The following is a 13,887-nucleotide window of genomic DNA, read 5'->3' as shown; positions in this document are numbered from 1 at the left end:
ACCCGATTACTCCGGAGGCGTGTGCGCGCGCACCCACGCGAGACCGTCGTCGTGGGCTCGGCGGGTCGACTCGCCGAGCCACTCGGTCCCCTCGTAGAGACCCTGCTCGCCCAGCCGGTCGAGCAGTCCGCCCGCCTGGAGATGAGTCATCACGCGGTTGCTCGATACGACGAGGCGCAGGGTCGATCCGCGCTTCTCGAGCTCCGTCAGGTAGCGGTCGAGCACCGCGACGAACGTGAGGCCGACCTCATCGATGCCCCGCAGGCGCAGCACCACCACCGATCCGCGCGACTCGTCATCCACTTCGGGGAGCTGCTCCTCGAGGGCCGCGGCGCTCGCGAAGAAGACGCTCCCGTACGGCTGAAGCACCACGACCGAGTGTGCGGGAACCCGCTGGATCGGATCCCGCTCGCGGATCCGCCCGCCTGAGGCGAACTCGAGCTGGCGCAGCCGCAGCCGGTTGGACTGCTGGCCGACGAACATGATGATCGCCAGCCCGACGCCGATCAGCACCGCGAACTGGGCGGGCACGATGAGCGTGAGCACGAAGGTGACCGCCATGATGGTCGTCTGAAGCGGACCGCTGCCCATCACGGAGCGGATGCGGGCCGGCTTGATTGTCTGCACCCCGACCACGATCAGCAGCGCGGCGAGGGCGGGCATCGCGACCAGTCCGACGAGTCCGGATGCCGCGAGCACGAGCACCGCCATCACTCCGGCCGCGATGAACAGCGCAAGTCGGGTGCGCGCACCGGAGGTCGCCAGGATCACGGATGTCGACATCGACCCTCCCACCGGCATCCCCTGGAACAGCCCCGAGACGATGTTTCCCGCTCCCTGTCCGATGAAGTTCCGCGAACTGTCGGCGGGTCTGCCGTCGGGATTGGGAACCGCGGCGGCCACGGCCGCCCCCTGCACCAAGCCGATCAGCGCCAGCGACAGCGCCGGAACGATCAGAGCAGCGAAGCTCTCGAACGACGGGATGGCGGGCAGCGGCAAGCCGGTGGGGATGTCGGCGACGTCCTCCACCGTGGCCACCCGGTCGTCGAAGACATTAGTGAACAGTGCCGCGAGCGCCGAACCGCCGATGACCGCCACGACGATCCCGAAGGATCCCATCCTTGTGCGCTTGAGCACCACGATGAGTGCCATCGTGACGATGCCGACCACGATGGTGGGCCAGTGGAATCCGCCCGGGTGGATGAGCAGGTCGACGCTGCGAACGATCCGGTGCTCACCCCGGCCGGTGCTCCCGGTCAGGTTCGGGAGCTGACCCAGGATGATGTTGACTCCGATCGCGCTGACGAAGCCGACCATCACCGCCGTCGGGACGAACCGCAGCAGGCGCCCGCCGCGCAGAACTCCGGCGATGATCATGACCACTCCGGTGAGGATCGCGAGGGTGAATACGGCAGTGCGGGGATCAGGAAGCGCGCCGAGGCCCGAGTCCGCGATGACGATGCTCATCGCGCTGGTCGCCTGCACCGCCATGAAGGTGCTGCTGGTGAAGAACGCCGCCCCCACCATCCCGAACAGATAGCCGTACAGGCCGGCGATCGGGTTGAGCCCGGCGAGCAGTCCAAGCGCCAGACCGTCGGGGACACTGACGATTCCGAGGATGGAGCCGGCGATCGCATCCTTTCCGAGCGTCTCACGGCGGAACACGCGCCGCACGCGGCGCCAACCGGGGATGCGGGAAGCGCGCGCCATGGGTTGATCATGGCACCTGCGTCGGGCGTCGGGAGTCGGGCCTCGGGCAGATCAGGATGCAGACCGGGCGCGGCAGGGTGGCGACGGGCCGGAGTGGCGCGAGATCGTGACCGCGGCCTCAGAACGGGGGCGGCGGAGCGCCGGCGACCGGGACGAAGACGGGGAGACGTCTCTCGGGTTCGACGCGATATCGTCTGCCCGTCGGCGAGGTCCAGAGAATGGCTCCTCCACCGCCGTCGATCTGCTCGACTCGCCACCGTCCGTGATGCTTGACGATGTGATGACCCTTGCAGAACGGCGTCAGATTTCCCAGGGAGGTCGTGCCGCCCTGATGCCACGCGACATTGTGATCGATCTCGCACCGAGAGGCCGGAACGCCGCAACCGGGCGCCATGCAGGTCTCGGCCCGCCATCGCGCGAGCCGCCGCAGTTCTGGCGGTGGTCGATATCGCTTGCGACCCACCGACAGCACCATGCCCGTCTCGGGATGGGTGAGAACCCGCATCCAACCCTCCGCCGCGCCGCACAGTTCGCGCGCCTTCGCGATCGGGATCGGTCCCACGCCCTCGACGGTCGCGAGTCCGTTCGCGCAGCCCTCGGCGCCGAGCAGGGTGAGAGCCGGGACGGTCACGACGACCGCGGCACGGATGCCGCGGGCCTCGGGTGGGAGACTCTCGGGAACCCCGTCGATCAGAATGTCGCCCAGCAAGTCCGCCCGCAGCTGGTCGAGCGCCCGAGTCTCACCATCGCGTAAGGCAAGGACCTTTGCCTGGCCGGTGAGCCGGCCATGGATCGCGTGAGCCTCCACCGCGGGAATGAGCGCGTGCAGCCAGGCCATGCCGTCAGCCGCAGGCTCGAGCACCACCCGGCGCTGCGGCAACGCGGCCTCATGACGCTGCGCCACCGTCACCGACCGCACGGTCTCGATGAGGGCGCGAAGCTTGCGGCGGAACGTGCCCACTGGCTCTGATTCCGCCAACGCCACGGCCGCACCCAGCAGCCGATCATGGAACTCGGGCTCCACGGCATCCAATGCCTCCGCGAGCAGCGCGCAGTGCCGGTGAGTCGTCCGCGCTCCGGCCAGCGAGTCGAGTGCGAGCGGATAGCGGTTCACCAGTGCATAGGCCTCCGCGATCAACCGTCCTGCCGCAGCCTCGGTCATCGCGAGCGCGGCCGCCAGCTCGAGGCGCACCGATCGTTCGATGACCTCGGTCAACGCATAGCCGTGCCGGGCGGCATCGGTCAGCGCTTCGCGCCGCATCGCCTCGACTCGTCGGTATCGCTGTGCCGCGAAGACCGAGATCATCGACTCTGTCTCGACCACCAGATCCACCGCATCCGGCACGAGCGGCAGCCAGGCGTCGCGCGCTTCCCGCTCGCCGCCCACATGGCCGTCCGGATGAGAAGGGGTGGAATCCGACATACAGCGAGGGTAGAACAAACCTCCGACACTCCCGGGTGGCGGAGAACACGCCCGCAGTAGGCCCATCCTCCCGGCGATAGGTTCGACGTGTGACGCATCGCCTCACCCGCGACCAGGCTCGGCGGGTCATCGTTCGTGCCCAGCTCCTCGATGCCGACCGGCCGGGTGATGTCGTGGAGGTCTCCGAGCAGCTGGGCGAGATCAAGATCGACCCGACCGCCACGATCGCCCCATGCGAGCACACCATGCTGTGGTCGCGGATCGGCTGGTCGTACGAACCGGGCCTACTCAAGAAGGCCGTCGAACTCGATCGGGTGCTCTTCGAGTTCGCCGGAACCTTCCGCCCGGTGAGTCTGCTTCCGCTCATGATGCCGGCCATGCGGCACTTCCCGCAGCGCCCGAGCAATCGCGACTGGCTCGAGGCGAACGATGGCTTCCGGCGCGACATTCTGGCGCGGCTGCGCGCGGAGGGCGCGCTCTTGGCGAGTCAGATTCCCGACACCGCACAGGTCCGCCGGGCGCCGGATGGCTGGTCGGGATCGAACCAGGTCCCCATCATGCTCGACTTCCTGTCACGGCGCGGCGAGGTCGCGATCGTCGGACGGGAAGGTCGGCATCGGCGATGGGACATCGCCGAGCGCGTCTATCCGAGCGACCTTCCCGAATACGAGCCCGACGAAGCCGCACACCTTCTCGAGGAGCGCGCACTGCAGGCGGCGGGGATCGCCAGGCCGCACCGCTGGTGGAACCCGGTCGGCACCGCCGGAGAGCCGGCGACGATCGAGGGGAGCAGGTGGAAGTTCCGCGTCGACCCCGAGGCTCTCGCCGCACTCGAAGACGAGGACGACGGCGGCCGCGTGGCGTTCCTCAACCCCTACGACGCCATGCTCTTCGACCGGCCGCGCCTGGAGGAGATCTTCGAGTTCAAGTACGTGCTCGAGCAGTTCAAGCCGAAGCCGCAGCGCGTGTACGGCTACTTCGCGCACCCGATCCTGATGGGAGACAGATTCGTCGGGATGCTGGATGCCGAAGTCGACAGGACCCGCGACGTCCTTCGCGTGAACGCCGTCCATCAGTTCCTGCCCTTCGAGCCGGAGGAGGACGAGATGGTGCGCGCCGAGATTGTGGAGCTCGGCGAATGGCTCGGGTTGGCGGTCGAGGAGGCTCGGTAACCGGCACCGGGCGACCGGCATCCGTGACCGGGCGCTCCCCTGTCACGGCCGGGTGAACCATCGCCGAGGGGGTCGCGCAGATCGGCGCAGCGGCCTATCGTCGGCCTTAGCGCCGATCAAGCGCGAGCGTCCCGTCGAGGCGCCGAGCGACACGCCTCCGGAGGCTGAAGGAAGCTCCACCGACGAACCGGGAGTACCTCATGCGGATTCCGATGCGCAATCGATGGAAGCTCGCCCTGGCGAGCATGACCGTCGCCCTGCTGACAACCGCCGGCATCACCCTGGCGGCACCGGCGGCGGGCGCGGCGCCCGAGGCGGCGGGCGGCCCGCCGACGGCGATCGATGGCAGCTACATCGTCATGCTCAAACCGGCCGCGAGGATCGATGCCGCGCTCGCGAGAGTGGTGGCCGTCCTTCCAGCCGGCGTCGTGACACACCTGTACACGACGCTCGGCGGGTTCGCCGCAGATCTCACTCCGGCGCAGCTCGCGGCCGTGCAGCGCAATGCGCTGGTGGAACTCGTCGAGGCGGACTCCGTCATGACGACCCAGGTGACATGGGGGCTCGACAGGATCGACCAGCCGAGCCTGCCGCTCGACAACTCGTATTCGCCGTCGGGCACCGGCGCGGGCGTTCGCGCCTACATCATCGACACCGGCATCCAGCGCACCCACCCCGACTTCACGGGGCGCGTGACCAGCGGCTATACCGCGGTCAATGACGGACGCGGGACCGAGGACTGCAACGGCCACGGCACGCATGTCGCCGGCACGGTCGGCAGCAAGACCTACGGAGTTGCGAAGTCGGTGTCACTCATCGCGGTGCGAGTGCTCGGCTGCAACGGCTCGGGCGCGACCTCCGGGGTCATCGCGGGCATGGACTGGGTCGCGAAGAACGGCCAGCGCCCGGCCGTGGCGAACATGAGCCTCGGCGGCATCTACAGCAGGTCGATCAACGCCGCCGTGAAGCGGTTGACCGACAAGGGCATCACCCTCGCCGTCGCCGCCGGCAACGACAGCTTCTCGTCGTGCTACTTCTCGCCGGCCTCGGCCGGTTCCGCGCTGACGGTGGCGGCCACGACACGCACCGACGCCCGTGCCTCGTTCTCGGACTACGGCGGCTGCGTCGACCTGTTCGCGCCGGGAGTCGACATCACCTCGACCTGGCTCGATGGCGGCACCAACACCATCTCGGGAACGTCGATGGCGTCACCGCACGTCGCCGGCATCGCGGCGCTCGTGCTGCAGGCCAACCCGACGGCGAGTCCCGCCACGGTGGCGAGCACCATCAAGGCGGACGCCGTCAAGAACAAGGTGAGCAACGCGAAGGGCACGCCGAACCTGCTGGCGCAGGTGCCTTAGGCGCGGCCGCCAACGCAAAATGCCCGTCCTCTGGACGGGCATTCTCATTGGTGACCCCAGCGGGATTCGAACCCGCGTTACCGCCGTGAGAGGGCGGCGTACTAGGCCGCTATACGATGGGGCCGGACACGCAACCGTTCGATTATGCCATGTGCGCGGCATCCCGACAAATCGACAGCGGCTTGCACAAGGTGCTTGCCGCGGCGTTCTCGGGCCGGTTGACTCGGCGCATGCGACTGACGAAGTTCGAACACGCCACCCTCACTCTGATCGAGCAGGGCAGCACCCTGGTGATCGACCCGGGCACCTTCACGGCTCCCCTCGGCGACCTCGACGGGGTCGTCGGAATCGTGATCACGCACGAGCATCCCGACCACTGGACTCCCGATCACCTCGACCGCATCCGCAAGGCATACCAGGCGGTGCCCATCTACGGACCCGAGGGCGTCGTCAACGCGGCGGCGGGCTATGACGTGATCGCCGTCCATCCCGGCGACACGGTCGATCTCGACCCGTTCCACCTGGAGTTCTTCGGCGGCAAGCACGCGGTCATCCATGAGACGATCCCCGTGGTCGACAACGTGGGCGTGCTCGTGAACGGAGAGTTCTACTACCCAGGTGACTCGTATGCCGTGCCGAAGGGCGCCGACGTGCGGCTGCTCGCGGCTCCGGTCGGAGCGCCCTGGCTCAAGATCGGCGAAGCCATGGATTTCGTGCTGGCCGTCGCGCCGCGCCAGGCGTTCGGCACGCACGACATGACGCTGTCCCGCGCCGGTCAGGAGATGGGCCGAGCACGCCTGAAGTGGGCCGTGGAGCAGGGCGGCGGTGAGCTGCTCGCGCTCGATCCGGGCGACTCGACGGATCTCTAGGCGCGAACGAAGACGACGGATGCCGCGCGGCTTCGGTCCGCGGCATCCGTCGTCTTGCGTCTATTCGGCGTCGAGATCCGTCTCGAGCAGGGTGACCAGTTCGTCCAGCGCCTGATCGGCGCCATCCCCCTCCGCCTTGAGTGTCACGACGGTACCATGCGACGCTCCGAGGCCCATCAGAGACAGGATGCTGCCGGCATTGAGGTCGGGTCCGCCTTCGACGGCGATGGTCACGGGGACCGGCTTCTCCTGCACGGCCTGCACGAAGAGCTTCGCCGGGCGGGCGTGCAGCCCCGAGCTGCTCGCGATGGTGGCTTGACGTTCTGCCATGGGTCAGTCTCCTTCGATCGTCATGCGGACTCTGCGGGTCATACTGCGACGGCGGCGGCTTCGAACGGCGCCTCTGCCGCCTCCAGCTCCTTGCGACCGACCCAGCGCTTCAGGGCGATCACGACAAGCGCCGTCACGACGGTACCTGCCACGAGAGCCACGAGGAAGCCCCAGATCGGGTTGATCGCGAAGAGGACGAAGATGCCGCCGTGCGGGGCGAGCGATGTCACACCGAACGCCATGCTGAGGCCACCCGTGATGGCACCGCCCGCCATGCAGGCAGGGATGACGCGCAGCGGATCTGCCGCCGCGAACGGGATCGCGCCCTCGCTGATGAACGCGGCGCCGAGCAGCCAGGCGGCCTTGCCGTTCTCACGCTCGACAGGCGGGAACATGTCGCGGGCCAGAACGGTGGATGCCAGCGCCATCGCGAGCGGCGGCACCATGCCGGCGCACATCACAGCCGACATGATGAGGTACGGCGTCTGGTTGGTTGCCGAGCCGGCGGCGAGACCAGCTACCGCGAAGGCGTATGCGACCTTGTTGATCGGGCCACCGAGGTCGAAGCACATCATGAGCCCGAGGATCACGCCGACCACGATGATCGCGCCAGTGGCGGCCAGGTCGTTCAGCCAGGTGTTCAGCCACGCCATGAGCGTGGCGATGGGGCGGCCAAGGAACAGGACCAGGATGCCCGACGCGACGATCGATGCGATCAGCGGAATGATCACCACGGGCATGAGTCCCCGCAGCCAGCGCGGCACCTGCAGTCGCGAGAACCAGAGGGCCACGAAGCCTGCCATCAGACCGCCGGCGATTCCGCCGATGAAGCCCGAGCTCATGAGCACGGCGACTGCGCCGGCGACGAAGCCCGGCGCGATGCCCGGCCGGTCGGCGATCGCGAACGCGATGTAGCCGGCGAGGGCGGGGACGAGGAAGCTCATGGAGGTCGCACCGATCATGAACGCGACCGAGCCCAGATACTGGCCGAGCCCGCCTGGCGGCAGGTCCCACAGGGCGTTGTCCACGATGACCTTGGACGCATCCGCGGTGACGTTGTACCCGCCGAGCAGGAAGCCGAGCGCGATGAGCAGACCGCCGCCGGCGACGAACGGGATCATGTAGCTGACACCGGTGAGCAGGATCCGCTGGATGCGCGCTCCCCAGCCAATGTTCGCGTCACTGGCCGTGGCGGTCGATGCGGCGGCGGCGCCGCCGGTGACCCGTGTCGCGTTCGGGTCGTTGGCGGCGGCGACGGCTTCGTGGATCATCTCGTTCGGCTGTTCGATGCCGCGTTTGACACCGGACCGGACGACCGGCTTGCCCGAGAAGCGCTGCAGTTCGCGGACATCGACATCGGTCGCGAAGATCACGGCGTCTGCGCCGTCGATGACGCTCTGCGGGATCGCCTTGTAGCCGCTGGACCCCTGCGGTTCGACGGTCAGGTCCACCCCGAGCTTCTTGCCCTGGGCGGCCAGCGCATCCGCGGCCATGAACGTGTGCGCGATTCCCGTCGCACACGACGTCACCGCCACGATCCGGGCGGGGCGGCCGTCGACGATGAGGTCCGACGCCGTGGCGCCGGCGACTGCCGCCGATGCGGCGGCTGCGGCCGCAGGTGCTGCCGCGGCATCCCCCTCTCCGATCGCATTCCGCACGATCGCGACGACGTCCTCGCCCGTCTTCGCGGCGCGCAGGCCGCTCGTGAAGTCATCCTGCATGAGGCTGCGGGCGAGCTTCGAGAGGACGGCCAGGTGCGCCTCCGCGGCCCCTTCGGGCGCGGCGATGAGGAACACGAGGTCTGCTGGACCGTCGGGAGCGCCGAAGTCGACGCCGGGATCGAGCCGTGCGAATGCGAGCGACGGCACCGTGACGGCAGCGCTCTTGGCGTGCGGGATCGCGATTCCGCCCGGCAGGCCGGTCTCGTCCTTCTGTTCTCGCGCCCAGGCGTCGGCGAAGAGACCCTCGGCGTCCGTCGCGCGCCCTTGGGCGACGACGCGTGCGGCGAGCGCACGGATGACGGATGCCTTGGACGTGCCGAGCCCGACGTCGAGACTGACGAGCTCTGGGGTTATGGTCTGGGACACGGTGACCTCCAATGGTCGATGTGGGTGGGAGGGATCAGGTGAGACGGAAAACGGGCACTTCGCCCGGCGGAAGGTCCTGCGGAGTCGGCGCCTGCGTGCCGGGAAGGGATGCCGCAGCCGCGCCGTAGCGGACGGATCGGCGCAGCCGGTCTTCCGGTGACGCGTTCTCGACCTCGGCGAGCAGGTAGCCCGCGAGTGAGCTGTCGCCCGCGCCGACCGTGCTGGCGACCTGGATGCGGGGCGCACCGGCGTGCCAGGCCCCATCGGCGGTGATGAGCACGGCGCCGTGCGGCCCGAGCGTCACGAGAGCAGCGCGCGTGCGGGCCGGCACGAGCGTGCGGGCGACGCGCAGCATCTCGCCGGCCAGATCGCCTCCCCCGTCGAGCTCGGCCCCGGCGAGCTCGGCGAGCTCTTCGTCGTTGGGCTTGATCAGATCCGGGGCGGCAAGGGCCACGACCTGCTTCAACGCGGGACCGGACGTGTCGACCGCGATGAGCGGAGCGGCGTCGCCGAGCGCGCCACGGACGGCGGCCACGACGTCGACGTAGAAGTCGGCGCCTGCGCCCGGAGGCAGGGATCCCGCGAGCACCAGCCAGCGGGCGCCCACGGATGCCGCGATCACGGCCTTGATCACGGCCGCACGGTCGGTGGAGTCCAGCGCCGCGCCCGGCAGGTTAAGCTTGGTCGTGACACCGGCGGGGTCGGTGATCGTGAGGTTCGCACGGGCGCGCCCGTGGATGGGAACCCGCTTCGCCGTGACCCCGGAACTGCGCAGGGCCGCGTCGAAGGGGTCGTCGATTGCGAGCGGAAGGACGGCGATGGCGTCCACGCCGGCCGCGGCGATCACGCGCGCGACGTTGATGCCCTTGCCCCCGGCGTCCTCACGGGTCGACGCGGCGGACTGCACCTCTCCCGGTCGAAGGGCACTGCCGAGGACGATCGTGCGGTCCAGCGATGGGTTTGCGGTGAGCGTGACGATCATGCGAGCCATACCTCCACGTCGGCCTCGGCGAGCGCCGCCGAGAGAGCGGGGTCTGGTGCGGCATTCGTCACCAGCACGTCGATGTCGGCGAGAGCCGCGAACCCGACCAGCAGTTCACGCCCGAGCTTGTCAGCGTCGGCGACCACGACGACGCGGCGCGCCGAGCGGACGATCGCGCGTTTCACCGCGGCTTCTTCGGGATCGGGCGTGCTGAGGCCGAATCCTTCGGAGACGCCGTTCGTGCCGAGGAACGCGATGTCGGGCCGAAGCGCCTCGATCGCCCTGACCGTGTCGGCGCCGACCGCCGCAGCAGTCAGCCCCCGCACCTTGCCCCCGATCACTGTCAGGGACGCGTTCGGCACGGCGGCGAGGGCGTGCGCGAGCGTGAGCGAATGGGTGACGATCTCCATCGGCATTGCCGCGAGTCTGGGGGCGAGTTCGCGTGCGACCGCGGCCGTCGTGGTGCCGGCGTCGAGGAAGACCGATCCGCGGAAGTCGTCCGCGACGGCAGCCACCGCACGACGCCCGATCGCGGTCTTGGCCGCACCCTGGCGCTCGAGGCGCTGCGCGATGGAGGGCTCGGCGGTGCTCTCGCGGTCTGGCCCCACGGCGCCACCGTGCACGCGGCGGAGTGACCCGGTCGACTCGAGCTGGTCGAGATCCCGGCGAACGGTCTCGGTCGTGACATCGAAGCGACGGGCGAGATCGATCACGCTGACACGGCCGTCATCGACGATCAGGCGCTCTATGAGCTCCCTGCGCTCCGTCGCGTACATCGTCGACCCTTCCTCGGATTCCAACACATTACAACACAATCCAACACAGAACAAGAGTGAAGATATTCGTTCTCGTTGGTCGGCATCCAGCGGATTCATAACCCCGCCATAGTCCGGAGCTGAGTCGCGAAGATACTTTCTGCTCGTGGCCACCATCATCGAAGCTCCGACCCTCGGATCGGGCACCCCCGCGGCATCCGCCGCTCGCGCCCGTCGCTGGATGGGCTGGCACACCGGTCTCGTCCTGCTCGCGGTCGGTGCCGCCCTGCTCACCACGTGGTCAGTGTGGTCCGGTTCGCGCTCCGACTACTACGCGTCGATCGCGCTGTCGATGAGCCGCAGCTGGTCGAACTTCCTCTTCGGAGCCCTCGACCCCGCGGGCACGGTGACGCTCGACAAGATCCCGGGCTCGTACTGGATCCCCGCGCTCTTCGTGAAGGCATTCGGGTTCTCGTCGTGGACGGTCGTGCTCCCCAACGCTCTGGCGGCCGTCGCTGCGGCGCTGCTCGTCGCGTTCACGGCCAAGCGGCTGCTGAATCCGGCCGCCGGTCTGCTCGCGGGAGCTGTCGTCGCGACGACCCCGATCCTGGTCGCCGTCGCCCGGTCGAACCAGCCCGAGACGTTCTTCGTCCTGGGCCTCGCGGCCGTCGGGTGGGCCGCGGCGAAGGCCATGACCCGCCGCAGCTTCGGCTGGCTCGTCGTGGCCGGACTCTTCGTCGCGCTCTCGTTCCAGACTTACATGCTCGAGGCGTGGGCGGTGTGGCCGGCACTCGCGGCAGCGTGGCTCTGCACGCGCACGCCGTGGCTGCGAAAGATCTGGCAGCTCGCGGTCGCGGGGCTGATCAGTCTCGTCGGATCGCTGGCGTGGATCATCGCGGTCTCACTGGTACCGGCGAGCTCCCGCCCCTACATCGGCAGCACGCTGGGCAACAGTGCGTGGGAGATGGTGTTCGGCTACAACGGCCTGGGGAGGTTCGGCGACACGACCGCCGACTCGGTCGCGTACCGCTCGTTCACCCCGCCGTTCTCCGGCGATCCAGGCGTGCTCAGGCTCTTCAACGAGCAGCTCGCAGGTCAGGTGGCGTGGCTGCTTCCCACCGCGTTCCTGGCGATCGCGGTGCTGTGGGTGCTTCGATTCTCTCGGCCGGTCACGGTGCTCCTCGGCGTGTGGCTCGCGACGTTCGCCGTCATGTTCTCGGTCGTCGCGGGAATGCACCAGTTCTACACCGCGGCGCTCGCGATCCCGATGGCGCTCGCGATCGGGCTCGCGTTCGCCGTCGCGCGGCGGCACCGGTCGACCTGGGCGCAGGTCAGCCTGCTCGGGGTCGCGGCCGTCACCGCGCTCGCCATCGGCTTCTGGTACGGCGGGTACTCGATCTTCGTCGCCGTGGCGCAGGCCGTGCTGGCCGCGATCGCGATCCTCGCGATCGTGCGGGAGCGGATGCTGCGCCTCCGGCCTCGCGCGGTCGTCGCTGCTCTCGCGGGCGCGGCGCTGCTGCTCACCCCGCTCGCGTGGTCGGTCGTCGCGATCGCCAACCCCAGCGCGACCAACCCGGTGGCCGGCGGCGTGGCCGACATGGCGGGCTTTGGGTTCGGCGGGGCGCCCGGCGGCCTCGCCGGACAAGGGCGCTCCGGGCCTCCAGGCGGGCAGGGCCAGTTCGGTCGCGGAGCGGCCCCGCAGGGCGGCGGTCTCGGCGCTGCGCAGGGTCCCCAGGCCAATCAGCCGCCCGCCGGCGGTGCGGGTCTCGGGCAGGGACAGCCCGGCGGCGGAGTGGACACCGAGCTCATCGCGTACCTGCAGACGCATCAGGACGGCGCCGACTACCTCGCGGCGACTTTCGGCGCCCAATCCGCGGCAGGACTGATCATCGCCTCGGACGGCGGGTCGTTCCTGCCGATCGGCGGGTTCAACGGCGGCGATCCTGTCCCCACCCTCGATCGGTTCGAGCAGCTCGTCGCGGACGGCAGCCTGCGCTTTGTCATCGCGACCGGCGGGGGCGGTTTCGGCGGCATCGGCCAGTCAGGAACGTCGGCCCAGATCCTGCAGTGGGTGCAGCAGAACTGTTCGCAGCCGAGCGACGCACCCACCACATCGCTCTACGAGTGCACGGCGACCGCATCGGCCGGCACCTGATATCGATCGCTGCGTGCGCGCGATCAGCGTCAGCGCACGCTGACGGCACGCACTTCCAGGGCGGCTCCCGTGTTCAGGAAGACCAGGATGACGTCATGACGGATGCCTTCGGCGGAGTCCGCACTCACCGGCAGACCCAGCGTCGCTGTCCGGCCCACCGGCGCACACCCCACATGGCTGAAGATCTCGTGTGGATTCACGGCCAGGAGGACGCACTGCTGCCGACCTTTCCACCTGGTCGCCGTCCACGGGGTTGTGGTGCCCACCGCCTGGTGGCCCTGAAGCGTGTCGAGGTCGAATCCCGCTGAATCCGCCCAGTTCGCGGCGCCGAGAAGAGCGCCCGCGGTGAGCGCGGCATCCGGCTTCAGGGTCGCATCGGCGAAGGGAACTACGAGCGTGACGGCCGTAAGCGACGCCGTCGGCGCCGGGGTGGGCGATGGCGGGCCGGCCCCGGATGCGGCGGACAGTGCCGCAGCGGTCACCCCTGCACCCGCGAGTGCGGCCTCAGCCGCGATCGCCACCACGCCGAACCGTCGACGCGCCGCCGTGGACGGACCGGGAATGTCCACTGCAGGAACAGCCGCGGGCTATCGCGACGGAACGGATTTCCCGTCGTCCGACGTGGGCGCGAGCGAGGGATCCGGCTGCTCCGGCCCTGGATCGGGCGCAGGCGCGCGTCTCGCGTTCTCGAGCTCGTGGAAACGTGCCTGTGCGGCCGGGTCGTCCGCGATGCCCGCCGAAGTGCCGTATGCGCGGCGGCGCAATTCGGCGAGTTCGTCCGACTCGCCACGGCTCAACGATGAGCCATTCACGGCAGACATGATCCACCATGCCCTGGGCCTGCGACACCAGCCGCAGCGGGGGCACGCCGACACGCTCGTGCGGGCCGGCGGACGGGGGGATGCCGGTAGCGTCGACTCAGTGTCAGGGTGACAGTGCCGCGTTGCGGTGGTTGGATCCTGATCACCTGGTGTCTGGCTCGTAGCGTCCCTGCCGCTCCCGTTGGGGTTGGCGTTCATGCGTTTTGCCGATGCCGGGTGTGA

General features: G+C 69.2%; 11 protein-coding genes and 1 tRNA gene. 4 read left to right on the top strand and 8 right to left on the bottom strand.

Translation table 11 applies throughout. The features are described from left to right. Positions 1-6: 6 nt before the first annotated feature. Both ABD212_RS14765 and ABD212_RS14760 read right to left on the bottom strand, forming a co-directional pair. Complete coding sequence (locus tag ABD212_RS14765; RefSeq protein WP_344095974.1) at positions 7-1,710, bottom strand: SulP family inorganic anion transporter; 1,704 nt, start codon at positions 1,708-1,710, stop codon at positions 7-9. Between the two features lie 118 nt (positions 1,711-1,828). Continuing rightward, positions 1,829-3,133 carry an HNH endonuclease signature motif containing protein gene (locus tag ABD212_RS14760; protein WP_344095972.1) on the bottom strand — a complete coding sequence of 435 codons (1,305 nt, stop codon included), beginning with the start codon at positions 3,131-3,133 and terminating at the stop codon, positions 1,829-1,831. Positions 3,134-3,222: 89 nt separating this feature from the next. Here ABD212_RS14760 and ABD212_RS14755 point away from each other — a divergent pair, with 89 nt between their 5' ends. Further along, entirely contained in the window at positions 3,223-4,305 is a 1,083-nt protein-coding gene (locus ABD212_RS14755) for a DNA glycosylase AlkZ-like family protein (protein WP_344095969.1), read from the top strand. 200 nt (positions 4,306-4,505) lie between these two features. After that, positions 4,506-5,666 carry a S8 family peptidase gene (locus ABD212_RS14750; protein WP_344095966.1) on the top strand — a complete coding sequence of 387 codons (1,161 nt, stop codon included), beginning with the start codon at positions 4,506-4,508 and terminating at the stop codon, positions 5,664-5,666. Between the two features lie 48 nt (positions 5,667-5,714). Here the strand turns inward: ABD212_RS14750 and ABD212_RS14745 are convergent. After that, positions 5,715-5,790, bottom strand: a tRNA-Glu gene (locus ABD212_RS14745). A gap of 106 nt (positions 5,791-5,896) precedes the next feature. Between ABD212_RS14745 and ABD212_RS14740 the strand changes: the two genes are divergently transcribed. Beyond that, complete coding sequence (locus ABD212_RS14740) at positions 5,897-6,535, top strand: MBL fold metallo-hydrolase (protein ID WP_344095963.1); 639 nt, start codon at positions 5,897-5,899, stop codon at positions 6,533-6,535. Positions 6,536-6,595: 60 nt separating this feature from the next. On the opposite strand, the gene ABD212_RS14735 is transcribed toward ABD212_RS14740, so the two are convergent. From ABD212_RS14735 to ABD212_RS14720, 4 genes are read right to left on the bottom strand one after another with little or no spacing between them, the layout of a single operon-like run. Next, complete coding sequence (locus ABD212_RS14735; protein WP_344095961.1) at positions 6,596-6,865, bottom strand: HPr family phosphocarrier protein; 270 nt, start codon at positions 6,863-6,865, stop codon at positions 6,596-6,598. 38 nt (positions 6,866-6,903) lie between these two features. Further along, positions 6,904-8,952 (bottom strand): PTS fructose transporter subunit IIABC, encoded by a 2,049-nt coding sequence (locus ABD212_RS14730; protein ID WP_344095959.1) that lies wholly within the window; start codon positions 8,950-8,952, stop codon positions 6,904-6,906. A gap of 34 nt (positions 8,953-8,986) precedes the next feature. After that, the gene (locus ABD212_RS14725) at positions 8,987-9,934 is read right to left on the bottom strand and encodes a 1-phosphofructokinase family hexose kinase (protein ID WP_344095957.1); all 948 of its coding nucleotides are present in this window, start codon (positions 9,932-9,934) and stop codon (positions 8,987-8,989) included. After that, positions 9,931-10,710 carry a DeoR/GlpR family DNA-binding transcription regulator gene (locus ABD212_RS14720; protein ID WP_344095955.1) on the bottom strand — a complete coding sequence of 260 codons (780 nt, stop codon included), beginning with the start codon at positions 10,708-10,710 and terminating at the stop codon, positions 9,931-9,933. The genes ABD212_RS14725 and ABD212_RS14720 overlap by 4 nt, the downstream gene beginning before the upstream one ends. 145 nt (positions 10,711-10,855) lie before the next feature. Here ABD212_RS14720 and ABD212_RS14715 point away from each other — a divergent pair, with 145 nt between their 5' ends. Further along, entirely contained in the window at positions 10,856-12,844 is a 1,989-nt protein-coding gene (locus ABD212_RS14715; RefSeq protein WP_344095953.1) for an ArnT family glycosyltransferase, read from the top strand. Positions 12,845-12,873: 29 nt separating this feature from the next. Here the strand turns inward: ABD212_RS14715 and ABD212_RS14710 are convergent, their stop codons facing one another. Next, the gene (locus ABD212_RS14710) at positions 12,874-13,413 is read right to left on the bottom strand and encodes a hypothetical protein (protein WP_344095951.1); all 540 of its coding nucleotides are present in this window, start codon (positions 13,411-13,413) and stop codon (positions 12,874-12,876) included. Between the last annotated feature and the right edge of the window lie 474 nt (positions 13,414-13,887).

This window comes from Microbacterium deminutum (assembly GCF_039530205.1).
GTDB lineage: Bacteria > Actinomycetota > Actinomycetes > Actinomycetales > Microbacteriaceae > Microbacterium > Microbacterium deminutum.
This window is presented reverse-complemented; position numbering and strand designations above follow the sequence as displayed.